The organism is Streptomyces sp. A3M-1-3 (assembly GCF_024213665.1).
GTDB lineage: Bacteria > Actinomycetota > Actinomycetes > Streptomycetales > Streptomycetaceae > Streptomyces.
In genome coordinates this window covers 21,947-45,463 of sequence record NZ_JANAVP010000043.1, presented here as the reverse complement: position 1 = coordinate 45,463, position 23,517 = coordinate 21,947, and the positions used below count along the sequence as shown (strand labels likewise).

The window sequence follows — 23,517 nt, the reverse complement described above, 5'->3', positions numbered from 1 at the left end:
GCCGTCACCCTCACCGAACCGACCAAGACCAGCCCGACCCGCCGGAAAAACCACTAAATCACCGGTATTGCGGCTAGGGGGTGTCCGCCGGCCGGGAGACGGATAGGCCGCGGCGTCTGGTGCGGTGCAGCGCAAGGCGCCGGAGCGTCCTAATAGCGGAGCTATTCGGGCGTTTCGGCAACGCAGCGAGGTGCCGTGCCTGGGGGGGGCACCTCCTGGGGGCACCCCCTGGGGGCACCCCCTGGGGGCACCCCCAGCGGTAGCTGGGGGAGGTAGCTGGGGGAGGTAGCTGGGGGAGGTAGCTGGGGGAGGTAGCTGGGGGAGGTAGCTGGGGGAGCGTCGCGGCCCCGGCCAAGATCCGCCGGACACCCCTAGCGCTCATTGCTGCCCGGATCCAGCGGTGGAGACGTCACCGCGCAGTGCACCCGGCACTCCGGGTGGCAGGCCGCCTTCCCCGCCGGGACCCGCCGTACGGTCGCCCAGGCGATCAGCGCCCCCAGCACGAGCACCCCCGCGCAGATCGGCATCGCCACCCGGAACGCCGACGCGAACGCGTCCGCCGACCGGTACGCCTCCGGCCCCATCCCGGACAGCAGCGGCAGCGCCGCCACCGCGATCAGGCCGGCCGCGCGCGCCGCGGCGTTGTTGATCCCGCTGGCCAGCCCGGCCCGCCCGACATCCACCGAGGCCAGCACGGTGGCGGTAAGCGGCGCGACCAGGGTCACCATGCCGAGGCCGAGGACCAGCATCGCGGGCAGCACGTCCCGTACGTACGAGGCGTCCTGGCCGACCCGCATCATCAGCAGCATCCCGGCGGCGCACAGCAGCGGTCCCACGGTGAGCGGGAGGCGCGGCCCGATCCGCTGGCCCAGCTCGCCCGAGCGGCCGGAGAGCAGCAGCATCAGCAGGGTGGTGGGAAGCAGCGCGGTGCCCGCGCCGAGCGCCGAGTACCCCGCCACCACCTGGAGCTGGAGCACGGAGAGGAAGAAGAACCCGCCGAAGGCCGCGTACACGCACAGGGTGACCAGATTGATGGCCGTGAACTGCCGCGACGCGAAGATCGACAGCGGCAGCATCGGCTCGGGCCGCCGCCGCTCCACGTACACGAAGGCCACCGAGAGCAGTACGCCCAGGACGCCCGCCACCACCGAGGCGTCGATCAGGGCGTACGTGACCAGGGCGAGCGCCAGCGCGCCGAGCGCCGCACCGGCCACGTCGAAACGCCCGCGCGCGGTCGTGTCGCGCGATTCCGGTACGCGCCTGAGGGCGACCGGCACGCAGACCGCGGCCAGCGGCACATTGAGCAGGAACACCCAGCGCCAGCCGGGCCCGTCCACCAGCCAGCCGCCCAGGAACGGCCCGACCGCCGCTCCGACCCCGCCGAGCCCCGACCACACCCCGACCGCCCGTGCCCGGTCGTCGGGATGGAAGCTCGCCTGGATGAGGGCCAGCGAGCCGGGGGTGAGCAGCGCCCCGCCGACGCCCTGCAGAGCGCGCGCGAAGATCAGCACGCCGGCGTTCGGCGCGAGGCCGCACAGCAGCGAGGCCGCCGCGAACCACACGACCCCGATGACGAACACCCGCCGCCGCCCGAACCGGTCCCCCAGCGCCCCGCCCAGCAGGATCAGGCCGGCGAGCGTGAGCATGTAGGCGTTGGCGGTCCACTGCAGTACGGCCAGGTCCGCGTCGAGGTCCTGCCCGATGCGGGGCAGGGCGACATTGACGACGGTCGAGTCGAGCATGGCCATCGAGGACCCGAGCACGGTGGTGAGCAGCACCCAGCGGCCCACGGGTTCGCCGACCCGGATGGCCCCCGGCACACGTCTGCTCATGTCGGGGTCGCTCATACCGGGATCCTCCCGGCATCACGAAGGGCCCGCCACCCCTGCGGACGGGTGACGGGCCCTTCGTGAGAAGCGGGCGTGCTTACTTCACTGCTTACCCCACTGCCTACTTCGCTGCTTACTTCACCTTGGTGCCCGTGGAGCGCAGGTTCGCGCAGGCCTCGGTGACGCGCTTGGCCATGCCGGCCTCGGCCAGCTTGCCCCAGCTGCGCGGGTCGTACGTGCTCTTCTTGCCGACCTCGCCGTCGACCTTCAGAACGCCGTCGTAGTTGCGGAACATGTGGTCCGCGACCGGGCGGGTGAAGGCGTACTGGGTGTCGGTGTCGAGGTTCATCTTCACGACGCCGTTCTCCAGCGCGGTGGCGATCTCCTCCTCCGAGGAACCCGAGCCGCCGTGGAAGACGAAGTCGAACGGCGAGGACTTGCCGTACTTCTCGCCGACACCCTGCTGCAGGTCCTTCAGCAGCTCGGGACGGAGGACGACGTTGCCCGGCTTGTAGACGCCGTGGACGTTGCCGAAGGAGGCGGCCAGCAGGTAGCGGCCCTTCTCGCCCAGGCCCAGCGCCTCGGCGGTGCGCAGCGCGTCGTCGACGGTGGTGTACAGCTCGTCGTTGATCTCGTGGCTGACGCCGTCCTCCTCGCCGCCGGTCGGGGTGATCTCGACCTCGAGGATGATCTTCGCGGCGGCGGCCTTGGCGAGCAGCTCCTGGCCGATGGCCAGGTTGTCCGCGAGGGTCTCTGCGGAGCCGTCCCACATGTGGGACTGGAAGAGCGGGTTCAGGCCCTTCGCGACACGCTCGGCGGAAACCTCGAGCAGCGGACGTACGTAGCCGTCCAGCTTGTCCTTGGGGCAGTGGTCGGTGTGCAGAGCGACGGTGACCGGGTACTTCGCGGCGACGATGTGCGCGAACTCGGCGAGCGCGACCGCGCCGGTCACCATGTCCTTGGAGTACTGACCGCCCAGGAACTCCGCACCACCGGTGGAGATCTGGATGATGCCGTCGCTCTCGGCCTCCGCGAAGCCGCGCAGCGCAGCGTGCAGGGTCTGGGTCGAGGTGACGTTGATGGCCGGGTAGGCGAACTTGCCTGCCTTCGCCCGGTCGAGCATCTCGTTGTAGACCTCGGGGGTTGCGATGGGCATCTGTCCGCTCCTTGTGATGTGCGGGTACGTGCGTTGCGGGCCCTGACCTGGGGGCGACGTCGCTGTCGCGCCCATCTTTCCAGATGCTGCACCACACTCCACCCGTCGCACTCCCCCCTGGACGGACCAAAGGCGGACTGTTTCACGTGAAACAGTCCGCCTCGGGTCAAAACCGCAGGTCAGGCGAGACCAAGCTCCTGAAGCGAGTACGCGCTGAAGTACCGAAGCCCGGCCTCAGCGATTGCCGGAGCCGCACCGCGCTCCACAATCACGGCGACGGCGACCACCTCGCCGCCCGCCTCGCGCACCGCCTCGACGGCGGTCAGCGGCGAGCCGCCGGTGGTGGAGACATCCTCGACGACCAGGCAGCGGCGGCCCTTGACGTCGGTGCCCTCGATCCGGCGCTGGAGGCCGTGGGCCTTGCCGGTCTTGCGTACGACGAACGCGTCGAGCCGCCGGCCGCGCGCGGCGGAGGCATGCAGCATCGAGGTCGCGACCGGGTCGGCCCCCAGCGTGAGGCCACCCACACAGTCGTAGTCGGCATCGGCAGTGGCGTCGAGCATCACCTGGCCGACCAGCGGGGCGGCCTCGCCGTCCAGGGTGATCCGGCGCAGGTCGATGTAGTAGTCGGCCTCAAGACCCGAAGAAAGGGTCACCTTGCCGTGCACCACGGCCTTGTCCTTGATCTGCTGCAGCAGCTCGCCACGTACGTCACTCATGGGCGTCAGCTTAAAGCCGCCGCCAGGCCCAGGTCGTCGCGATCTCCAGCGGTTCGATCGGCGTGACCAGCTGCGGCAGCGTGTTGATGCCGTTCGGCGGGCCCGACTGCGGCTCCACGCAGACCGCTTCTGCCTGCTCGTCGTAGATCACGGCCCACTCGGCACGGCTGGTCACCTTCAGCTCCAGCCGGCCCGGCCAGGTGAGCGTGACGTCCACGCCGTCGGGCATGCCGAAGCAGTCGTCCCACGGGCCCGGCTGCGGCTCGATGCGGCGGCCGGTGGGGAGGTGGTCGTCGCCCCGCTCCTCCTGCCACTGCGCCGCGAAGTCGATCCGTACATCCTCGCCGCCGTCGCCGAGGTTCCGCAGGAACCACGGGTGCCAGCCGGCCTGCGCCGGGAAGGAGTCGCCGTACGTCTCGATCCCCAGCGCGAGAGTGAGGGAGTCCTCGGTCAGCTCGAACGTCTGGGTGACCCGTCCGGGGTACGGCCAGGGCTCCACCAGGTCGTAAGTGAACGCAGCCTCGCTCTTCTCCTCGCGGGCCTTCTGCCACGCGGCCTCCCGGGCCGTGCCGTGGATGGCGTGGGGCGGCGAGTTGAGCGGCAGCTGGTGGCGCACTCCGCCGCTGCGGAACTGCCCCTGTTCGATGCGCCCGCACCACGGAACCATCGGGAAGCAGCCGTACTTGGCGCCCTGCCGCAGCAGTCCGGTGCCGTCGATGCGCAGGCTGCTGATGCGGCAGCCGTTGTCCGGGTCGATGACCAGCTCGGCCCGGCCCGCCGTCAATTGCGTCTGATGCGTGCTCACGCGACGACCCTAGCCGTGGGTCAGCGCCTGCGGCGCAGCACCCGGCCGACGACGACCGCCGAGGCGATCACCAGCGCGGCGGCCGGCGCGACCCAGCGCAGGGTGTCGGCCGTCGATCCGGAATCAGGCGCGGGCACCGGCGCGTAACGGCCGCGCGGAGGCGCGTGGTCGACCTCTTCCGCGCTGCGGCCGATCATCGTGCGGCGGGCGTGAGCGGCCTCCGCGGGGAGCTCGTCGGGGACACCGCGCGAGGCGTCGAAACCGTCGTTCAGGTCGCGGTCGAGGTCCCGGTCCACGTCGCTGTCCGCGTCGCCGTCGATATCGTCGGCGATGTCGTCCTGGACGTCGTCGAGCAGCGGATCGAGCGAGGGCGGTGGCACCTCGGTCTCGAACACGGAAGCCTGCGCCTCGGCCTCTGGCACGCCTTCGTCGTCCTCCACCGCCTCCGCCTCGTCAGAACGATCCGCCTCAGCCTCCGCCATCGCGCCGGCCGTCGACGCCAGCTGCGCCGCGAATCGGTCCAGAAGCCGTGTCGCCGCCGACTCCGCGGCCTCCGCGGGGAATTCCTTGATGCGGCCGTCGCCCCCCACCGTTCCCGTGAACGCGAGGACCGTCCCGGCTTCCGCCGCGCGCGGCCTGATCGTCAGGGCCAGCTTGACCGAGCCATGGCCGCGGGCCTCCGCGCCCTCGCCCTCGACCGCGAAATCCTCGCCCTGGGCAGCGATCCGCAGCACACCGCGGTACGTGATGGTGTGGCCCCCGACCCGGACCTTCAGCCGCCCCGAGAGCGGGCCCGACGCCTCATCGGCGTCCTGCTGGAGCCCGGGGATGCAGCGGGCGACCCGGGCGGGGTCTCCCAGCACCTGTCGCAGGGTCTCTGGCGGAAGCGGAACGAACACCTCATGCTCCATGACAACGGAGCCTACCCACGCCCGCCCCTCGAACACGGGGAACGCCCGCATTCAGTCCATGTATCGGGGGTGCAGCAGTGTCGAGGGCGGCAGCCCGGGCATCCGGAGCCTCTCCGTGTCGCGCGCGGGGGGTACGGCGAGCCGCGTCGGGGTCCGGCCGGCCAGTACGAAGCCCCAGTCGCGGGGGGCTCCGTCCGCACCGGAGGACCGGTCGGGCCCGGCCGCGAAGCCGGAGAGCCGGCCGGTGGCCCGGTAGGGACGGGTACGCAGGCCCGCCGCGCGCAACGTGGACTCGACGGTCCAGAAGGTGCGCGGCCGGGTGGAGAGCGGCCCCGCGTGCACCACGAGCCGGCCGTCGGCGGTGAGGGCGCGGGCGGCGACCCCGTAGAACTCCTGCGAGTAGAGCTTGGTGCTGGGGGTGATCCCGGGGTCGGGCAGGTCGGAGATGACCACGTCGTACCGGCGGCCTCCCCGGGACTCCCGCAGCCATGTGAAGGCGTCGGCGGTGACGACGCGCAGCCGGGGGTCGCGGTAGGCGTGGCCGTTGAGGGCGGAGAGCGCGGGATCGGTACGGGCCAGCCGTACGACGCCGGGGTCGAGCTCGACGACGGTGACGGAGCGTACGCCGGGGTGGTGCAGCACCTCCCGGGCGGCGAGCCCGTCCCCCCCGCCCAGGATCAGCACACGCGCGTGCGGGCCGTCCATCGCGGGGTGGACCAGCGCCTCGTGGTAGCGGTGCTCGTCCAGGCCGCTGACGCGCAGCCGGCCGTCGAGGTACAGGTCGAGGGAGCGCGGGCTGCCGCCGCGGTCGCCGGTGAGGACGACCTCCTGTACGCCGGTCCGCACGGCGACCCGCACCTCGGCCCCGTACACCGCCCGCCTGGCGGCACGTTCGAAGTCGTCCGCGAGTGCCGTGGCCGTGGCCAGCAGGGCCAGCACGGTGACATTCGCGGTGAGCAGCCACCAGCGGGCGCGCCGGGTGAGGTCGTGCCGGAACAGCCACAGCACGAGCGAGCCACCTGCGGCGGCGTTGACGGCACCGGTGAGCATCGCGCCCGTCAACTGGCCCAGCAGCGGCAGCAGAAGGAACGGGAAGGCGAGGCCGCCCACCAGCGCGCCCACATAGTCGGCCGCGAAGAGGTCGGCCACGGCGCCCCCCGCGTCCTGCCGGCGGATCCGCTGGATGAGCGTCATCAGCAGCGGGATCTCGGCCCCGATGAGGACACCGATGGCGAGGGAGAAGCCGACGAGGGCGGGCCGGGACTCGCCGAACCAGGCGAAGGTGGCGTACAGGGCCATCGCCGAGCAGCCGCCGGTCAGCGCGAGCACCGCCTCGATCGTGCCGAAGCCGACGGCCGCGCGAAGGCGGAGACGTTTGGCCAGCAGCGAGCCGACACCCATCGCGAAGACCATGAGGGAGAGCACGACGGACGCCTGGGTGACGGAGTCGCCGATCAAGTAAGAGGCGAGAGCGAGCAGTTCGAGCTCGTACACCAGTCCGCACGCCGCGCAGATGAAGACGGTGGTGAGGACCAGGAAGCGACCGGCCCCGGGCCGTACGGGAAGGTATGCCTCCCCCTCGGGCTCCGGCGCCGGGGCGCCGGGGTCAGCGGGTGCGCAGGGGGCCTCCCCACCGCGGGTAGGGGAAGGGGCGATCATGTGGCGAACGCTACGTCACGGTCCGGCTTCGATTGGTCACCCACACGTGTGCAATTGGGGCACGGCCCGTTTCAGAGCGCGACGGGTCAGAGCGCGGCGGGCATGCGGGGCCGATGCGCGTCCGGGTCGCGACGAGCTGCCCCTCCTGCGGATACGCGTGCCACGTCCGCCAGCGCACCTGCCCTTCGTACCGCTGCGCCAGCATCGCCGTGAAGGCGTGCGGACTACCGGGAAACGTGCCGGCGAGGCCGTTGGGGTGGTCGGCGACCAGCGCGAGGAGTTCCTGCGCGCGCCCCGCGAACGAGCCCTGCGAGAGCGTCTCGACGCGGGCGGCGAACTCGTACTCCCAGTCACCGACGCGCTTGGCCACACCGAGCGGCAGCGGCGTGCTGCTGCCCGGCATGCAGGCGACCGTCTCGGAGCAGGAGCCGCGGTCCTCCTCCACAAGCACCTGGTGCGAGGCGCCGAGCAGGCGCAACTGCAGGCGGGCGCCGGAGAGTTGCAGGTCGAGCACGGCGAGGGCAGGCAACGGCTCCCGGCCCAGGGCCCAGGCAAGGTCGGCAGCACGCGTATCGGTGTACTTGGTCTGGAGGGTCGTGAGCATGAATCGGCTCCGCTAGCGCGCAAGGGAGGGATGGGCCGGGGGGTCGCCCCGGGCTCCCGGACTGTGTTCAGCGGGTGAAGGGGGTCGGCCGGCTCGGGTCCACAAGAACTCCGGTCCACGGAAGTCCGAGGACTGCTGGTCTACACAAGCGAGGGAATCATGAAACGCACGGCGCTCACAGCGTTATTACCCAACTTGACGGGGTTTCCATCCCCTCGGGGGCCCGACAGTTCAACTGTTCAACAAAGCAGGTCACAGACCGGTCAACGCGAAAGCGTCTGGCGGGAGTTGGGACCCGCCAGGCGCATATTTCATATGACGGTGCCACAACGGTGCCGAGCTGCCCCGTGTCAGCTGGAACCGCCGCCCCCGCATCCACCGCCGCCGCCCCCGCAGGACGACGAGCCGCTCGAGCACGAACCGCCCCCGCCGCCACCGCCGCCACCGCCGAACCCACCGCCGCCGAGCCACCAGCTGTTGGACCCGCTGGTGCTCGCGCTCCCCGAGCTGCTGCCCCGGCTGCTTCCCCTGCCACTTCCCCTGCCGCTTCCGCCACCCCAGCGGCCGATCGCGAACATAACCCCCGTGATCACCACGACCGCCACAACCAGCACGAAAACGATGACTCCCATCGCCCCCACCTGCCTCTCGTCCCCCGAAGCGAGGTCCCCCGCTTCTCGCGTGACAGGGGGATGCCCTCGGCCGCGTACAGCCAAAGCACACTTGAGGAACTCCAGAGGTTCGGCACAGGATGGCGACCATGACAGGACGAACAGGACGGCGCCCGCTGCTCAACAGCCGCCTCGCGGCGTTCGGGACGACGATCTTCGCGGAGATGTCGGCACTCGCCGTACGGACCGGGTCGATCAACCTCGGCCAGGGCTTCCCCGACACGGACGGACCGCCCGAGATCGCCGAAGCGGCGGCGCGCGGCCGATCGTTGGCACCTGCTGCAGAACCTGTCTCGTGCAGTGGAGAAGACGTGCCATCAGCATCGCCCCCGCCTGCGGAAATACGCGGAACAGGTCGCTGAAGACCCGCCCAGGATGCCACTGCTCGACGCTCTGCCGCCCACGCTGATCGTCGACCGGGTCCGACGGGCCTGACTCTCCCCTGGAGTTCGGGCGTCGTCGAGGGCCACGTCTGTCGGGTCAAGCTCCTCAAAAGAAGCATGTACGGACGCGCGTCCTTCAATCTCCTGCGAACCCGCATCCTCCTCTGACCGGGACACACCACCCTGAGATGCCTGACAAGGACGAAGTTCTGGACGGTGCCCGCCGGAATCGGCCAGCCTGGATGCCGTGGACGGAGTGAGTGGGGGAACAGTACTCGCCTTGGTCGGTGTCCTTCTCGGAACAGTGGGCACTCTTGTGGGACAGCATCTGGCGACTCGCGATGAGGTGCGACGTGATCAGCAACGCCGAGGGGAAACGGAGCGTGCGGAGCGTAAAGAGGCCATCCTGGGATTTCTAGCCGCCGCACAGCGAGTCGAATTGGTGCTGGACCGCAGGAGCCTTGGTCTGCCATCTGCGGATGAACCAGAAGACGAGACCTTGCATGCCTTGTGGCTGGCGAAAAAAGCCGTTGAACTGGTCTGCTCGCATGAGGCGGCTCAAGCCGCGCATGACTACACCGAGGCACTGCACCAGATCATGCGCGACGTGGCAGCCGGCCAGGACCCCACCAAGCGCGAGCGCCGCTACGCCTTCATGGAGACGGCCCGGAGTCAGCAAGTCAGCCCTGGGCCATTCTGATCCGATCGTGCCCGACATATGCCACCGAAGAGAGCGAGGCTTCCGTGTCGGATCAATCGTGGGGAAGGCAGGAGACAGAGGGGCAGGAGAATGATGGGCCCTTCGAGGTAATCATCCCTGGTCAACCTGTCCAGGAGGTCTCCACGTATGCCGAGGCCCAAGCCCTCATCCGGTCGTCAGGGAGGGAAAAAGCGGTCAGACGGAAGGAAGAGCAGTCGGCACTCGACCACGTTGGCCGTTACCGAGGACAACACCCCGAAGAAACGATCTTCGCTCCCACCGCTGACCTTGGGATTCACGCAATCGCGGTCAGAGCCGCTTTCATCGAGCGTCATCACCGGGGCCCGCGTCGGGCAAGGCCAGGGGGCCACTCGTTCAAATTCCGGGCAGGGGCAAAGCCTGCCCGAGTTGCCGGGCAGCGTACGGCCCCCTGACCATGCCCGACCCCAACCCGAACAGGACACCGGCCAAAGCCGCTCCGGCCGGCCGCGTGGGATCGCGCGCCCGCGTGGAGTAGAACGGGACACCACTCGCGCGTTTTGCCCCCGACCGCTGGCTTCCGGGACTATGGCGAGCATGGCCACCTCGAAGCAGTTCGACCCCGCGTCCGGAACCCGCGATTTCCTCGCCGCCGAGTTCGAGAGGCGCGAGCGCGCGTTCGCGACCATCCGTACCGTGTTCGCCCGCTACGGCTTCCAGCCGCTCCAGACCCCGGCATTCGAGCGGCTGGACGTGCTCACCGGCAAGTACGGCGACGAGGGCGACAAGCTGATCTTCAAGATTCTCCGACGCGGCGAGCATGAGGCCACCGGAGAGGCCGATCTTGCTCTCCGATACGACCTCACGGTTCCCCTGGCCCGTGCGGCAGCCGCCTACGGCAGCCAGCTCCCCTCGCCGTACAAGCGGTACGCCATTGCGCCCGTGTGGCGAGCCGACCGGCCCGGCAGGGGACGGTTCCGCGAGTTCGTCCAGTGCGACCTGGACATCGTCGGATCGTCGTCGCCACTGTCGGACGCCGAGGTCGTCCTAGCGCTGCACGACGCCCTTGAAGCGCTTGGTGTTCCCGAGTTCCGCTTCCTCGTGAACTCCCGCCACGCGCTGTTCGGACTGCTTGAGGCGTACGGCGTTCCGGACGATCTCGGTTCCGGCGCGCTGATCACGCTGGACAAGCTCGACAAGCTCTCTCCGGAGGCGGTCGTGACCGAGCTGGTAGTCAGTCGTGGCCTGTCTCCGGAGGTGGCACAGGGCTTGGTCGATGACCTCACCGCCCCCGATGCCGTCACCCGTGTCAGGGGAGAGCTGAAGTCCAGCGAGGTCGGCCAGGCCGGGCTGGACGAGGTGGACCGGCTGCTGGAACTCACCAAGGACGCGATCCCCGCCGAGCGCATCGCATTCGCGCCAAGCCTCGTGCGCGGGCTCGACTACTACACCGGGATCATCTTCGAGGTGGTCGCGCCGGGCATGCCCGGGTCGATCGCTTCCGGTGGCCGGTACGACGGCCTCATTGGCCGGCTCGGAGGCAAGGACTCCCCCGCGTGCGGCGGCTCCCTGGGCATCGAACGCATCCTGCCTCTGATCTCCCAGGCAGACGAAACCGCCTACTCGCAGATCGACGTGGCCGTCACGATCATGGGCGAGGAGCAGGCGACCGACAGCTTCCGCCTCGCGGCCGAGATCCGCCGTGCCGGAGTCCGCACAGGTGTCTATCTCGGGTCAAGTGGGAAGTTCGCCAAGCAGATGAAATGGGCCAGTGATCAAGGGGCCCGTTTCTGCGTGATTTACGGCGCCGCCGAGCGCGAAGCCGGCACGGTCACGCTGCGGGACATGAAGAGCGGTGAACAGGTCCAGGTCCCGTTCGATCAGGCCGCCGCGGAACTCTCGCGGCGGTGCGCACCATCCAGTTGACGCGCAGCGGACCCGTTCCGCTGTCGACTCGTTCCAAGGAGGAGCGGATGGGAACGCAAGGCGATCGTATTTTCGAGGTCACCGCTGAGCGGGGGTTTCCGGACCCCTGGCTCAGCTTCGGGGACTCCCTCTGTGACGAGGCGGCCCTCAGCACGGAACTGACCCGGGCCATCACCAAGGCCCGCAAGGAGCCCGCAGACGGGACGCGCGCGGAGGCCGCCCGGGTCTTCGAAGCGAAGAAGGCGAACCTCCGCCGCTGCGCGGGCATCCTGGACCAGGTGCTCAGCGACTACGACGAGTCCGGGATCTGGAGCGTCCTGGACGAGCGAGCCGCCAGGCTGGACGTCCAGGACGTACTGGAGACCTGGGGCCGTACGCAGGCACTCCACCCGTTCCCCGTCGTGCTCAGGAGCCTTGAGTTCAACTGGGGCTACATGAAGGAGCACGGCGTCCGCGCGTTCTACGAGATGACGCGGGGCTACGTCTCGCGGCTCCAGGAGAACACCGAGCGGTGGCACGAGGCGTGGAACGGCGAAGTCGCGACCGGACTGGTGGACCGCATCACGTCCATCGAGTGCGACCTTGCCAGCATCGAGGCCCCGATGCACTGCGACGTGTGCAAGAAGACGATCACGGCGCTGCTGTACCTCGATGAATAGCCCGAGGTGACGTAGTGGGCATGAGGAGGCCCCGCTCCGGCACTCGACCTGTCCAGGGTGCACCAGCCGGAACGGGGGCCTCGGTGTCCGCTCTGGTCCCACGGCGTGGGAGCCGGGTGAGCCCCACCCCACCGGATGGCGGGGTCTTCCTGGGAGCTCCCGCGACCAGAGCGGAGTCTTATGGGCGTGCGAGCGTCGCGCCGAGCACGAAGCCGCACGAAGCACTGACAGCGATGATGAACAAGGGGCCGGCGAACCGGCCGACGTAGGCCACCACCCGGTTCACTGCCGCCCGCCCTCGTCAAACAAGTGCGCACGGCCCGCAAGATCACGCAGAAGGGCTTGGGCAGCGCCACGGGCTACTCGGAGAGCTACGTGAGCAAGGTCGAATCCGGGGCGGTGGTGCCGAGCGAGAAGTTCACCGAGGGCTGCGACCGGGCGTTCGGGACGGGCACGCTGTTCGTCCGCCAACTCCGCCGCCTCCTCGAAGGCGACCACCCCAGTTGGTTCGCGCCGTACATCCAGCTCGAACACCGGGCATCCCAGATCCTCGACTACTCGACCTTGTTCATCATGGGCATGTTGCAGACGGAGGAGTACGCGCGCGCCGTCTTCCGCGCCGGTAACTCCCGGGAGGGTGCGGCCGTGATGGAGAGCAGGGTCTCAGCCCGGATACGGCGTCACGAGGTCATGGAACGGGAATCCCCCCGTTGCTGTGGGTCGTGCTCCACGAGTCATGCCTTCGGACTGTCGTGGGAGGACCGGACATCATGGCACGGCAGCTTGAGCACCTGATCAGCGAAGCCGAGTCGCCCCATGTCACGCTGCGACTGCTTCCCTTCGCGGCAGGAGCACCCGCCACAGGCGCGGCTTTTACGTTGCTGGCGTTCCAGGACGCGCCTACCGTGTTCCACACGGAGGGGCCGCAGGGGGGACGCCCGTACGAGACAGCCAAGACCGTGGCTGCCGCCCAGGAGACCTACGACCGGTTGCGGGCCGATGCGCTGTCTCCCGATGCTTCGGTTGCCCGCATGAAGGACATGTTCAAGGAGCGCACAACATGAGTGACGGAATCGACCCGATGGCCATGGAGTGGGTCCGGTCGTCGTACAGCGGGCCCGAAGGCGGGCAGTGCGTCGAATGGTCGCCCGCCTACGCGAAGACTCACCAGGTCGTCCCCGTGCGGGACAGCAAGAACCCCACCGGCCCGGTGCTGATGCTCTCCCCCGAAGGGTGGGCCGGGCTGGTGGAGTTCGCCACCACCGCCGATGCATAGCCCAGAGCGGGTCGCCCCGCCCCCGGTTCAGCCACGATCCGGGGGCGTCGCCATGCGGGCCGACTTGCGTCAGCGCGCGCCGGCCATCTGATCAACGGCCTTGCGGATCGAGTCCTCATGCTTGCAGATCGAGAAGCGCACCAACCAGGCCGGAGCCTGCGCGCTCAGGTAGAACGCCGAGGTGGGGATGGCGACCACGCCCGCGCGGTCGGGAAGGTCCCGGCAGAACTGGGCACCGTCCGAGTAGCCCCACGGCCGTACGTCCGCCTGCACGAAGTAACCCGCGTCGGCCCGGAAGGGACGCAGCCCGGCACGGGTCAGGCCCTCGCTCAGCAGGTCCCGGTTCGCTCTCAGGGTGTCCCGCAGGCCCGTGGCCCACTCCTCCACCGAGCCGAGGGCCCGCGCCAGGGCCTCCTGGTACGGGGTACCCGAGGCGTAGGTAAGGAACTGTTTCGCGGAGTTCACGGCCGCGACGAGCGGAGCCGGGCCGCAGATCCAACCAACCTTCCAGCCCGTGACGTTGAAGGTCTTGCCTGCCGAGGAGACGATCAGTGTCCGCTCACGCATCCCCGGCAGAGTCGCGATCGGCAGATGACGCGCGCCGTCGCCGTAGACCAGGTGCTCGTACACCTCGTCCGTGACCACCGTCAGCGACCGCTCGCGGCAGATAGCCGCGATCGCTGCCAGCTCATCCGCCGTGAACACCTTGCCCGTCGGGTTGTGCGGGGAGTTCAGCAACAGCACCCGCGTGCGGTCCGTCACGGCGGCGCGCAGGGCGTCCACGTCCAGGGCGAAGCCGTCGCCGTCGAGGACCAGGGGGACGCCGACGAGACGGGCACCGGCGAGCCGGGCATCCGCCGCGTAAGCGTCGTAGCAGGGATCGAAGGCGATCACCTCGTCTCCCGGGTCGCAGAGCGCCAACAGGGCGGCGGCGAGAGCTTCCGTCGCGCCCGTGGTGACCAGGACCTCACCCATGGCCCGGTAGTCGAGTCCGTACCGCCGGAGCTGGTGGGCTGCGACAGCCTCACGCAGCGCCGGGAAGCCGACAGCGGGCGGGTACTGGTTGCTGCCCGACAGCACCGCGTCCGCCACGTCCTTGAGCAACGCGGCCGGGCTGTCCAGCTCCGGCACTCCCTGCCCGAGGTTCACGGCTCCGGTGCGCCGCGCAAGCTCCGTCATCTCCGTGAAGATCGACGTACCCATGCCCCGCACCCGCGTAGCAGGACTCCAGTCCGCCGAGCCCACAGCCCCGCGCACATCAGCCGTCCCCCTCGTACCCATGCAGTCCCGCTTTCCCGAGTCCGTCCACAAGGAGATTCGGCCCTCACCATAGGCGCGCAGCGGGGTGACTGGGCTACCGGTGGGCAAAGCCGAGCCATTCCCCGGCCCCTTCCAGTACGCGGTCGCCGAGGCCCTCGCGCTGCCCGACTCCTACTTCCACGGCTTCCGGGAGGACCTGCGCGCCAAGCGCGATCTGCTCGCCACCGGCCTGGACGAGGCCGGCTTCGGCGTCTTCCGGCCGGCCGGGACGTACTTCATCACCACCGACATCCGGCCGCTCGGCGCGGCCACCTCCCACGAGGGCGACGGCTTCGCCTTCTGCCGGGCGCTGCCCGAGCGGTGCGGGGTCGTCGCCATTCCGAACGCCGTCTTCTACGACCACCGCTCGGCGGGAGCGCCCTTCGTACGGTTCGCGTTCTGCAAGCGGACCGAGGTCCTCCAGGAGGCCGTCGCGCGGCTGAAGGCCCTGGCCGGCTGACTCGCCGGCCGCAGTGGGCCGGGCGGGTGCAAAGTCGTTCCCGCACGGCCCGCCGGGCTCACCGTCCTCTGCCAGCAGGCGCAGAGTCGGCTTGTCGGACCTAGCGCAGAGCTGCTTACTGCGTGCAGAGATTCCCGAGGGGCGGGCCATGTCGACGAGTACCACCACCACGCCCGCCCGTCCCACCCGTACCGACCTCCCCCGCCCCCTCCCCCTTCCCCGTTCCGCGCTGCGCAGGGCACTCCCCGCCCTCGGGCTCTTCGCGGCTGCCCGGCTGACCGGGATACTGCTGCTGTCGGCGGCCGCCTGGCGGCTCGACAGGAACCCGCTCGCGATCCTCGGCACCTCCTGGGACTCCCGCTGGTACACCGGCATCGCCGCGCACGGCTACGGCCGTTCGCTCGCCTTCGAGGACGGGGTGATCCAGAGCGACCTGGCATTCTTCCCGCTCTACCCCGCGCTCATCCGGCTGGCGTCGGCCGTCCTGCCGACCGGCCCGACCGGTGCCGCACTGCTCGTCTCCTGGGTGGCGGCCGCAGCCGCCGCGGTCGCGGTCTACCTCATCGGCGAGCGGCTGCACGGCCGGCGCGCGGCGACCCTGCTGGTGCTGCTGTGGGGGCTGCTGCCGCATTCGGTCGTACTGACCATGGCGTACACGGAGCCGGTTCTCACGGCGCTCTCCGCCTGGTCGCTGTACGCGGTGCTCGGCCGGCACTGGCTGTGGGCCGGGGCCCTGGCCTCCCTCGCCGGGCTGTCCCGCCCCAACGGCATCGCCGTCGCCGCCGCGGTCGTCGTGGCCGCGGCGTACGAGATCTGGCGCGGCGATCGACAGGGGCGGGCCGCTCCGGCGGTCTGGTTGGCCGCGGCGCTCGCGCCGGCCGGTTGGGGCGGCTACGTGTTGGGTGTGGGGGTGCTCCGGGGCGATCCGCTCGGCGGGTATTTCGCCGTCCAGGCCGGCTGGACCTCACGGTTCGACCTCGGGCTCGGCTCGCTGCGCTTCGTCAAGCACCTGCTACGAGATCCGGACCAGCTGTCCTTCGCGATGGTGCTGGTGATCGTCGCGGTGGCGCTGCTGCTCTTCGCCCTGTTCGTACTGGACCGGCCGCCGCTGCCGCTGCTCGTCTACACCGCCGTACTGCTGCTGATCACCGTCGGCGGCTCCGGTTTCTTCGAGTCCAAGGCGCGCTTCCTGCTGCCGGCCTTCCCGCTGCTGCTGCCGCCCGCGGCCGCGATGGCGAAAACCCGGCCCGGAGCCGCGGTCTTGGTGACCGTGGCCCTGGCCGGGCTGTCGTTCAGTTACGGGACGTATCTGCTGACGATCGCCCCGACACCGCTGTAGGCGCTGGGCGACAGGCGCCCGGCGGCAGGCGCAAGACGCTACGCGTCGTCGCCGTCGCTGTCGCCGCCTGAAGAGTCCACTTCCTGCTCGAGGCCGAGCTGCTCCACGAGCCACTTGTCGAACTCGATCGAGGCGCGGACCCAGCTGACCGTGGACGACACGAAGTGCTCGAGGCTGACTCCGGTGCCGATCAGCATCTGCGCCTCACCGATGAGGCGGACGGAGCCGTCGTCGTGGGTGTGGCTGTACACCTTCGGCCACAGCGTGCGGCGGTTCCAGTCGTCGATCGACTCGAGAAGCTGGGGCTTCTCGTCGATCTTGTGCGGGCGGTCGTAGAACGTCCGTACCGAGAAGACCTGCTGGTCGTCCTCGCCGCGGAACATGAAGTACGTGCGGAATTCCTCCCACGGCGCCGCGAGGTCACCCTCGTCATCGACGACGTACTTCAGCTCCATCTGGTCGAGGAGCTGCTTGACCAGGTCCTGGTCGGGGACGACGGGGCCCGCCGGTCCTGTGGCCTGCGGTTCGGGCTGGCCCCCGAAATTCGGAATCGAGGACGGGTCGATGCTCACCGTGTATTTCCCTTCGTACGGTTACCGCCATCCTCCACCATGCCGGGAGGGGAGTGGCAACCCCGGACTGCGCCTTGCGTGTTTCTTGCCGGTAATCGCCGGTGATTACTGTGCTCTGCCGACGATCAGGCCGTCGCCCGCGACATCCACCCGGACGGTGTCGCCCTCCGTGACCTCGCCCGCGAGGATCTCCTTCGCGAGCCGGTCGCCGATCGCCGTCTGCACCAGGCGGCGCAGCGGCCGGGCTCCGTACGCCGGATCGTTGCCCTCGTCCGCCAGCCAGGTCAGCGCGGCCGGGGTGACGTCGAGAGTGAGGCGGCGCTCGGCGAGGCGCTGCGCCAGCCGGCCGATCTGGAGCTCCGCGATGTGCGCCAGCTCGTCCTTGGAGAGGGCCGAGAAGACGACCAGGTCGTCCAGCCGGTTCAGGAACTCCGGCTTGAAGGACGCCCGGACCACCTCAAGGACCTGCTGCTTCTTCTCCTCCTCGCTGGTCAGCGGCTCGACCAGGTACTGGCTGCCCAGGTTCGAGGTGAGGATCAGGATGGTGTTGCGGAAGTCCACCGTCCGGCCCTGGCCGTCGGTCAGCCGGCCGTCGTCGAGGACCTGGAGCAGGATGTCGAAGACCTCGGGATGGGCCTTCTCCACCTCGTCGAGGAGCACCACGCTGTACGGGCGCCGGCGCACCGCCTCGGTGAGCTGGCCGCCCTCCTCGTACCCGACATAGCCGGGTGGGGCGCCGACCAGCCGCGCGACGGAGTGCTTCTCGCTGTACTCGCTCATGTCGATACGGACCATGGCCCGCTCGTCGTCGAACAGGAAGTCCGCGAGCGCCTTCGCCAGCTCGGTCTTGCCGACACCGGTCGGACCGAGGAAGAGGAACGATCCGGTGGGCCGGTCCGGGTCGGCGATTCCGGCCCGCGTACGGCGTACCGCGTCCGACACGGCACGGACGGCCTCGCCCTGGCCGATCAGCCGCTTGCCCAGCTCCTGCTCCATGCGCAGCAGCTTCTGCGTCTCGCCCTCCAGCAGCCGCCCGGCCGGGATGCCGGTCCAGGAGGCGACCACATCCGCGATGTCGTCGGGTCCGACCTCCTCCTTGACCATGGTGTCCTTCGCGGCCTCCTGCTCGGCCTCCGCAGCCGCCTCCAGCTCACGCTCCAGGCCGGGGATCTCCCCGTACAGCAGCTTGGACGCCGTGTCGAAGTCGCCGTCGCGCTGGGCGCGCTCGGCCTGGCCGCGCAGGTCGTCGAGCTTCTCCTTCAGCTCACCGACCCGGTTGAGGCCCTGCTTCTCCTTCTCCCAGCGGGCGGTGAGGCCGCGCAGCTCCTCCTCCTTGTCCGCGAGGTCGCGGCGCAGCTTCTCCAGCCGCTGCTTGGAGGCGGGGTCGGACTCGTTCTTGAGCGCCAGCTCCTCCATCCGGAGGCGGTCGACAGCGCGCTGCAGCTCGTCGATCTCGACGGGCGACGAGTCGATCTCCATCCGCAGCCGGGACGCGGCCTCGTCCACCAGGTCGATGGCCTTGTCCGGCAGGAAGCGGGACGTGATGTACCGGTCGGAGAGGGTCGCCGCGGCCACCAGGGCCGAGTCGTTGATCTGCACCTTGTGGTGGGCCTCGTACCGGCCCTTGAGTCCCCGCAGGATCGCGATCGTGTCGTCCACACTGGGCTCCGCGACCAGCACCTGCTGGAAGCGCCGTTCCAGGGCGGGGTCCTTCTCGATCCGCTCCCGGTACTCGTCGAGGGTCGTCGCGCCGACCATGCGCAGCTCGCCGCGCGCCAGCATGGGCTTGAGCATGTTGCCGGCGTCCATGGAGGAGTCGCCGCCCGCGCCCGCGCCGACGACCGTGTGCAGCTCGTCGATGAAGGTGATGATCTGGCCGTCGCTGGACTTGATCTCGGCGAGGACGGTCTTCAGCCGCTCCTCGAACTCACCGCGGTACTTGGCGCCCGCCACCATCGCACTGAGGTCCAGGGCCACCAGCCGCTTGTTCTTCAGCGACTCCGGCACGTCCCCCTTCACGATGCGCTGCGCGAGCCCCTCGACCACGGCGGTCTTGCCGACGCCGGGCTCACCGATGAGCACCGGGTTGTTCTTCGTACGGCGCGACAGCACCTGCACCACGCGCCGGATCTCCTGGTCCCGCCCGATGACCGGGTCGAGCTTGCCCTCGCGGGCGGCAGCCGTGAAGTCGGTGCCGAACTTCTCCAGAGCCTTGTACTGACCCTCCGGGTCCGGGGTCGTCACCCGGCGCCCTCCCCTGCTCTTCTCGAACGCGTCCAGCAGCTTCCTGGCACTGGCTCCCTGCCGGTCCAACAGCTCACCGGCCTGCCCGCCCTTGGCGGCGATACCGATGAGCAGATGCTCGGTGGAGAGGTAGTCGTCGCCCAGCTCCTTGGCGCGCTGCGCGGCGTCGGCGACGACGGCGAGCAGCGCGCGGCCCGGCTGCGGCGGCGCGACGGTGGACCCGGTCACACTGGGCAGCGCGGCCAGCAGCCGCTCCGCCCCCGACCGTACGGCAGCCTGGTCCGCCTCGACAGCGGCCAGCAGGTCGGTGATGTTCTCGTTCTCCTGACCCGCGAGCAGCGCCAGCAGCAGATGCGCGGGGGTCAGGTCCGGATGTCCGTCCTGCACCGCCCTGCTGGTGGCCGTGTTGAGCGCTTCCCGGCTCTTGTTGGTCAGCTCGGCGTCCACTTGTGCTCTCTCCTCCCCGGCGTGGGGGTCCTGTCTCCCTAACTCTGACTCGGCCAGCGTACACAAAGTTGAGCCTATTCCACTCAAGGCCGCGGGGGTAGGCGGGCCACGTCCGGATTAGGCTTCCGGCATGGCCACCGACGTACGCGACCCCAGCCCCGAGTACCTCGCCTTCTGGCGTGAATACCACCTGTGCACGTTCACCACGCTGCGCCCCGACGGCACGCCGCACGTCACTCCGGTGGGCGTGACGTACGACCCCGAGGCCGGCCTCGCCCGCGTCATCACCAGCAAGCACCGGGCCAAGGTCGCCAACATCCTGGCCGCCGGCCCGGAGGGAGCGCGGGTCGCGGTGTGCCAGGTGCAGGGCCGGCGGTGGGCCACATTGGAGGGGCGGGCGGTGGTCCGTACCGAACCGGAGCTGATCGCGGACGCGGTGAGCCGCTACGCGGAGCGCTACGGGCGGACGCCGTCGCCCAACCCGGACCGCGTCCTCATCGAGATCACCCTGGACCGGGCGCTCGGCAGGGGCTGAGCTCCACGTACCGAATCCGCTCGTACCGAATCCCCTCGTACCGAATCCGCGCAGCACAGCGGCGCCATCGTGTTCAGGTCCACGATGGCGCCGCTGTGTGGGGGAAGCGCCTGAGCGATTGTCAACGACGGGGGAATCGCATCAGGCACTGCGGGGGGTGGCGGTGATGGTTTCGGGCTCGGCCAGCTGGTGGTCGCGCTGGTCGAGATTGACAAAGACCATGCCGTAACGAATGGCACAGCGCACAGGCTGCGGGGCCCCCCGGGGCCGGCGTAGGCACCGGTAGGCCCGGACGTCCTCATCCTCCTCGCGTACGACCACGATCGGCTCACCGACGAGGGTGACCATCAACGAGTCCCCGCGGTGGGGGATCGCGGTGACCAGGTCGATGAAGTGCCACCCGGACCGGTAGGCCGTGGCCATCTCGCGCCGGAACGACCGGTCGTCCGGCGGCACGGTCATGCCTCTTTCTTCGCGGGCTCGCTGTCCCAACCGCTGTCCGGCGGGGCCGCCTGCACACTGTCCCAGCCACTGTCAAGCGGCGCGGCTGCCTGCACACTGTCCCAGCCGCTGTCCGGCGGGGCATCAGCCGGCCCGAGGCCGGCCGCATTCAGGGCACCGAAGGCCACGGCCGCAGAGAAGACAGTGGCAAGCACCGAGCGAAGCATTCTCTCGCGCATAGTCGGCTTCGTCCTCACTTGATGGTTTCTTCTCCCCCGCACCACAGACGATGGCTCATTCAGGCACGTCAATGCCACAGGGGCGATGCATCATGTTCCTGTACGTACAGGACCCTGGGGGGTGGAGAATTGACCGCAAACAACACACAACCGACACATCCCCATGCGGTCACCGACCTTTGCGACGAGGGAGCGCGGCTTTACGTCAGTGCGCTGAGCACCGGACGGATCGCCCGTACCGACGCGGAAGCCGCGCCCTGCCTCCTCGAATTCGCCCTGTTGCACCCGGATCCCGATGACGCGAACTGGCTTCGCCCAGTTCCTCCGTCCGTGGCGCTGGCGCAGCGGCTTCATCCCATCGAGCGCGAAATCCAGGACCGTCGGCGAATCTCCATCGAACTGACCGACTCATTCGAGCCGTTCATGGCCATCAGCGCACAGAGTCCGGCCAGCACCCATGCCATCACGGTGCTGGAAGGCTTCGACCGGATCAACGCCGCCCTCAACCTCGCCACCGCCGAGTGCCACGCCGAGATGCTGACGATCCAGCCGGGCGGCGGCCGCAGCGCACATGCGCTCACCCAGGCCCTGGAGCGCGACAGACCCCTGATCGACCGCGGCGTCAGCATCCGCACGCTGTACCAGCACACCGTCAGACACAGCCAGGGAACCCTCGCCTATGTGGAGCGCATATCCGGCGGCAAGGTGGAGATCCGCACCCTTGAAGAGCTGATAGAGCGTCTGATCGTCTTCGACCGCACCGTCGCCTTCATCCCGGCCCGCGACGACCGGCGGGTCGCCCTCGAACTCCGGCACCCCGGCCTGGTCGAGTACCTCATCAAGGTCTTCGAGCAGCTGTGGCAGCGTGCCGTCCCGCTGATGGAGGAAGTCCCGTACGACCCGACGCCGGACGGCATATCCGGCGTCCAGCGCTCCATCGCCAAGCTCCTGATCGAGGGTCATGTCGACGAGGCCATCGCGCGCCGGCTCGGAATGAACGTACGGACCTGCCGGGCGCACATCGCCAAGCTCGCCGCCTCCCTCGGCAGCGGCAGCCGGGCCCAACTCGGCTATCTCATCGCGCAGTCGGGGATCCTGGGGAAGGACTGCCACTGACGGCGGGTACCGGCCCGGAATGCGCGTTGTAATGAACTCGTAATGCCCCCCTGGGTCCCAGGGGCGGCCAGAACCCGTACGCTCCGTAGGCCCTCGCCTCAGCAGCAACACGAGGAACAGAGGCAACACAGTCATTCCCCGCTGTCCGTGGGGCGGTTCTGCCGAGGCGGACAGCGAGGAAGCACACCAAGCATGTAAGTAGGGGAACACTGATGTCCACCGACGTCCGCCCGTCCACGTCCGCGCCCGCCGGCTCGCCCTCCAGCCCGGTCGGCACCTGGCTGCTCACCCTGGTGACCCTCGGTATCTACTGGCTGTTCTGGTACTACAAGGTCAACAAGCAGGTGAAGCAGATCGACCCGACGATCGAGGTCAAGCCCGGCATGGCCGTGGTCGCCGTCACCCTCGGCTCGTTCCTGATCGTCCCGCCGTTCGTGTCCATCGTGAAGACCGGCTCCCGCATCGCCCAGGCGCAGCGCGCCGCCGGCGTCACCGCGGACTGCTCCGGCGGTGTCGGCCTGGTCCTGGCCTTCGTCCTCGGCCTGACGCCGCTCTACTACCAGAGCAAGCTCAACACGGTCTGGGCCCCGCGCGGCTGATCCGCCGCCACACCCGTCCACACCCGCCACTCTGCCCCGTGCGCCCTTCCGCACGGGGCCGAGTGCGTTGGGCCCTCACGCGCGCGCCGGCCCAGTGATCGCGTCTGTACGGGACCGGCGGGCGACGCCGACCTCGAACCACACGCCGAGGCCCAGTTGGCGGCGGTGGAGAAGGCTGCAGCAACCGTCTGCCGGGCGCACGGGTGGGACGCCGACCGGGTCATCGGCCACAAGGAGTGGACGACGCGCAAGATTGACCCGAGTTTCTCGATGGCGGCGATGCAGACCCGTATCGCCAAGCGCCTCGGCGTGAAGGCCACGGCAGCTGTTCCGTACGAAACCTTCCCCGGCGCCGCCTACTTCGCTGCCGGCCGCCGCAGCGCCGTCGCCGGAGCCCTCAGCCGGTTGATGGCCACCGGCCGGCCTACGGAAGGAGCCCCGCCGGAAAACCGGCGGGGCTCCTTCCGTAGGTCGTGCCCGACTACTCCGGCGACCGCTTCGGCTTGGGCCGCCACACCACCAGCGCGCTGGTCTGCTGCGCCTCCTGGTACGGGACCAGGTCGCGCCGGTACGACGCGTGGACCTGGGCCTCGCGCTGCTGCATCGCGACCGCCGCGCCCTCGACCGCGGCCGACAGCTCGGCGACGCGCTGCTGGAGCGCGGCGACCTGGTTCTCCAGTTCGATGATCCGCTTGATCCCGGCCAGGTTGATGCCCTCGTCCTGCGACAACTGCTGGACGGTGCGCAGCAGTTCGATGTCGTGGGCCGAGTAGCGGCGGCCCCGGCCGGGCGTACGGTCCGGCGAGACCAGGCCGAGCCGGTCGTACTGCCGCAGCGTCTGCGGGTGCAGCCCGGAGAGCTGGGCGGCGACCGAGATGACGTACACCGGGGACTCGTCGGTCAGCTCAAATGCCCCTGCCGATTCAAACCGTCGGCGTCGCGGATCCAT

Annotated in this window: 20 protein-coding genes and 3 pseudogenes; 11 read left to right on the top strand and 12 right to left on the bottom strand. The window is 69.6% G+C overall.

From position 1 onward, the window contains the following. Window positions 1-371: 371 nt before the first annotated feature. From NLX86_RS32020 to NLX86_RS31990, 7 genes are all read right to left on the bottom strand, one after another. On the bottom strand, window positions 372-1,847 hold the full coding sequence (locus tag NLX86_RS32020) for an MFS transporter (protein ID WP_254375324.1): 1,476 nt from the start codon (window positions 1,845-1,847) through the stop codon (window positions 372-374). Between the two features lie 115 nt (window positions 1,848-1,962). Then, the gene (fbaA, locus tag NLX86_RS32015) at window positions 1,963-2,985 is read right to left on the bottom strand and encodes a class II fructose-bisphosphate aldolase (RefSeq protein ID WP_254375323.1); all 1,023 of its coding nucleotides are present in this window, start codon (window positions 2,983-2,985) and stop codon (window positions 1,963-1,965) included. 179 nt (window positions 2,986-3,164) lie between these two features. Further along, a complete protein-coding gene (gene pyrE, locus NLX86_RS32010; protein WP_254375322.1) occupies window positions 3,165-3,704 on the bottom strand; it encodes an orotate phosphoribosyltransferase in 540 nt (179 codons plus the stop codon). Window positions 3,705-3,714: 10 nt separating this feature from the next. Beyond that, a complete protein-coding gene (locus NLX86_RS32005; protein WP_254375321.1) occupies window positions 3,715-4,509 on the bottom strand; it encodes an aldose 1-epimerase in 795 nt (264 codons plus the stop codon). A gap of 20 nt (window positions 4,510-4,529) precedes the next feature. After that, the gene (locus NLX86_RS32000) at window positions 4,530-5,420 is read right to left on the bottom strand and encodes an SRPBCC family protein (protein WP_254375320.1); all 891 of its coding nucleotides are present in this window, start codon (window positions 5,418-5,420) and stop codon (window positions 4,530-4,532) included. A gap of 51 nt (window positions 5,421-5,471) precedes the next feature. Further along, the gene (locus tag NLX86_RS31995; protein ID WP_254375319.1) at window positions 5,472-7,079 is read right to left on the bottom strand and encodes a polyamine aminopropyltransferase; all 1,608 of its coding nucleotides are present in this window, start codon (window positions 7,077-7,079) and stop codon (window positions 5,472-5,474) included. A 10-nt stretch (window positions 7,080-7,089) separates the two neighbouring features. After that, window positions 7,090-7,683, bottom strand: coding sequence for a DUF2617 family protein (locus NLX86_RS31990; protein WP_254375318.1), 594 nt, complete (start codon window positions 7,681-7,683; stop codon window positions 7,090-7,092). Between the two features lie 760 nt (window positions 7,684-8,443). Between NLX86_RS31990 and NLX86_RS31985 the strand changes: the two are divergent. The 6 genes and pseudogenes from NLX86_RS31985 to NLX86_RS31960 all read left to right on the top strand — a co-directional run. Continuing rightward, a pseudogene (locus NLX86_RS31985) lies at window positions 8,444-8,614 on the top strand (aminotransferase); the annotation flags it as partial. 439 nt (window positions 8,615-9,053) lie between these two features. Beyond that, complete coding sequence (locus NLX86_RS31980) at window positions 9,054-9,437, top strand: hypothetical protein (protein WP_254375317.1); 384 nt, start codon at window positions 9,054-9,056, stop codon at window positions 9,435-9,437. A gap of 576 nt (window positions 9,438-10,013) precedes the next feature. Further along, window positions 10,014-11,342 carry a histidine--tRNA ligase gene (hisS, locus tag NLX86_RS31975; RefSeq protein ID WP_254375316.1) on the top strand — a complete coding sequence of 443 codons (1,329 nt, stop codon included), beginning with the start codon at window positions 10,014-10,016 and terminating at the stop codon, window positions 11,340-11,342. Between the two features lie 47 nt (window positions 11,343-11,389). Then, window positions 11,390-12,001: a hypothetical protein gene (locus NLX86_RS31970; RefSeq protein ID WP_254375315.1), complete on the top strand. Its 612-nt coding sequence runs from the start codon at window positions 11,390-11,392 to the stop codon at window positions 11,999-12,001. Between the two features lie 309 nt (window positions 12,002-12,310). Then, window positions 12,311-13,065: pseudogene (locus NLX86_RS35215) on the top strand (helix-turn-helix transcriptional regulator). Next, window positions 13,062-13,277, top strand: coding sequence for a DUF397 domain-containing protein (locus NLX86_RS31960; RefSeq protein ID WP_254375314.1), 216 nt, complete (start codon window positions 13,062-13,064; stop codon window positions 13,275-13,277). Before NLX86_RS35215 ends, NLX86_RS31960 begins: the two are co-directional and overlap by 4 nt. A gap of 69 nt (window positions 13,278-13,346) precedes the next feature. On the opposite strand, the gene NLX86_RS31955 is transcribed toward NLX86_RS31960, so the two are convergent. Then, on the bottom strand, window positions 13,347-14,480 hold the full coding sequence (locus NLX86_RS31955) for an aminotransferase class I/II-fold pyridoxal phosphate-dependent enzyme (protein WP_254375313.1): 1,134 nt from the start codon (window positions 14,478-14,480) through the stop codon (window positions 13,347-13,349). A 181-nt stretch (window positions 14,481-14,661) separates the two neighbouring features. Between NLX86_RS31955 and NLX86_RS31950 the strand changes: the two are divergent. Then, window positions 14,662-15,036 (top strand): annotated as a pseudogene (locus NLX86_RS31950) (aminotransferase class I/II-fold pyridoxal phosphate-dependent enzyme); the annotation flags it as partial. A 148-nt stretch (window positions 15,037-15,184) separates the two neighbouring features. Further along, window positions 15,185-16,375 (top strand): glycosyltransferase family 39 protein, encoded by a 1,191-nt coding sequence (locus NLX86_RS31945; protein WP_254375312.1) that lies wholly within the window; start codon window positions 15,185-15,187, stop codon window positions 16,373-16,375. A gap of 38 nt (window positions 16,376-16,413) precedes the next feature. Here NLX86_RS31945 and NLX86_RS31940 read toward each other — a convergent pair whose 3' ends face one another. Next, window positions 16,414-16,947 carry a YbjN domain-containing protein gene (locus tag NLX86_RS31940; RefSeq protein ID WP_254375311.1) on the bottom strand — a complete coding sequence of 178 codons (534 nt, stop codon included), beginning with the start codon at window positions 16,945-16,947 and terminating at the stop codon, window positions 16,414-16,416. 105 nt (window positions 16,948-17,052) lie between these two features. Further along, window positions 17,053-19,638: an ATP-dependent chaperone ClpB gene (clpB, locus tag NLX86_RS31935; RefSeq protein ID WP_254375310.1), complete on the bottom strand. Its 2,586-nt coding sequence runs from the start codon at window positions 19,636-19,638 to the stop codon at window positions 17,053-17,055. Window positions 19,639-19,768: 130 nt separating this feature from the next. On the opposite strand from clpB, the gene NLX86_RS31930 reads away from it, so the two are divergent. Then, window positions 19,769-20,173 carry a pyridoxamine 5'-phosphate oxidase family protein gene (locus tag NLX86_RS31930; protein ID WP_254375309.1) on the top strand — a complete coding sequence of 135 codons (405 nt, stop codon included), beginning with the start codon at window positions 19,769-19,771 and terminating at the stop codon, window positions 20,171-20,173. A gap of 141 nt (window positions 20,174-20,314) precedes the next feature. Here NLX86_RS31930 and NLX86_RS31925 read toward each other — a convergent pair whose 3' ends face one another. After that, window positions 20,315-20,635, bottom strand: a complete 321-nt coding sequence (locus tag NLX86_RS31925; RefSeq protein ID WP_254375308.1) for a (2Fe-2S)-binding protein — start codon at window positions 20,633-20,635, stop codon at window positions 20,315-20,317. Between the two features lie 347 nt (window positions 20,636-20,982). On the opposite strand from NLX86_RS31925, the gene NLX86_RS31920 reads away from it, so the two are divergent. After that, entirely contained in the window at window positions 20,983-21,969 is a 987-nt protein-coding gene (locus NLX86_RS31920) for a helix-turn-helix transcriptional regulator (RefSeq protein WP_254375307.1), read from the top strand. Between the two features lie 212 nt (window positions 21,970-22,181). Continuing rightward, window positions 22,182-22,568: a DUF4234 domain-containing protein gene (locus NLX86_RS31915; protein WP_254375306.1), complete on the top strand. Its 387-nt coding sequence runs from the start codon at window positions 22,182-22,184 to the stop codon at window positions 22,566-22,568. 481 nt (window positions 22,569-23,049) lie between these two features. Here the strand turns inward: NLX86_RS31915 and NLX86_RS31910 are convergent, their stop codons facing one another. Further along, the gene (locus NLX86_RS31910) at window positions 23,050-23,517 is read right to left on the bottom strand and encodes a heat shock protein transcriptional repressor HspR (protein ID WP_254375305.1); all 468 of its coding nucleotides are present in this window, start codon (window positions 23,515-23,517) and stop codon (window positions 23,050-23,052) included.

Excerpts from the sequence above, each read along its gene's own strand:
- NLX86_RS32020 (WP_254375324.1), bottom strand. The coding sequence starts at position 1,847 with ATGAGCGACCCCGACATGAGCAGACGTGTGCCGGGGGCCATCCGGGTC.
- fbaA (WP_254375323.1), bottom strand. The coding sequence starts at position 2,985 with ATGCCCATCGCAACCCCCGAGGTCTACAACGAGATGCTCGACCGGGCG.
- pyrE (WP_254375322.1), bottom strand. The coding sequence starts at position 3,704 with ATGAGTGACGTACGTGGCGAGCTGCTGCAGCAGATCAAGGACAAGGCC.
- NLX86_RS32000 (WP_254375320.1), bottom strand. The coding sequence starts at position 5,420 with ATGGAGCATGAGGTGTTCGTTCCGCTTCCGCCAGAGACCCTGCGACAG.
- NLX86_RS31995 (WP_254375319.1), bottom strand. The coding sequence starts at position 7,079 with ATGATCGCCCCTTCCCCTACCCGCGGTGGGGAGGCCCCCTGCGCACCC.
- NLX86_RS31990 (WP_254375318.1), bottom strand. The coding sequence starts at position 7,683 with ATGCTCACGACCCTCCAGACCAAGTACACCGATACGCGTGCTGCCGAC.
- hisS (WP_254375316.1), top strand. The coding sequence starts at position 10,014 with ATGGCCACCTCGAAGCAGTTCGACCCCGCGTCCGGAACCCGCGATTTC.
- NLX86_RS31970 (WP_254375315.1), top strand. The coding sequence starts at position 11,390 with ATGGGAACGCAAGGCGATCGTATTTTCGAGGTCACCGCTGAGCGGGGG.
- NLX86_RS31960 (WP_254375314.1), top strand. The coding sequence starts at position 13,062 with ATGAGTGACGGAATCGACCCGATGGCCATGGAGTGGGTCCGGTCGTCG.
- NLX86_RS31955 (WP_254375313.1), bottom strand. The coding sequence starts at position 14,480 with ATGGGTACGTCGATCTTCACGGAGATGACGGAGCTTGCGCGGCGCACC.
- NLX86_RS31945 (WP_254375312.1), top strand. The coding sequence starts at position 15,185 with ATGTCGACGAGTACCACCACCACGCCCGCCCGTCCCACCCGTACCGAC.
- NLX86_RS31930 (WP_254375309.1), top strand. The coding sequence starts at position 19,769 with ATGGCCACCGACGTACGCGACCCCAGCCCCGAGTACCTCGCCTTCTGG.
- NLX86_RS31925 (WP_254375308.1), bottom strand. The coding sequence starts at position 20,635 with ATGACCGTGCCGCCGGACGACCGGTCGTTCCGGCGCGAGATGGCCACG.
- NLX86_RS31915 (WP_254375306.1), top strand. The coding sequence starts at position 22,182 with ATGTCCACCGACGTCCGCCCGTCCACGTCCGCGCCCGCCGGCTCGCCC.
- NLX86_RS31910 (WP_254375305.1), bottom strand. The coding sequence starts at position 23,517 with ATGGATCCGCGACGCCGACGGTTTGAATCGGCAGGGGCATTTGAGCTG.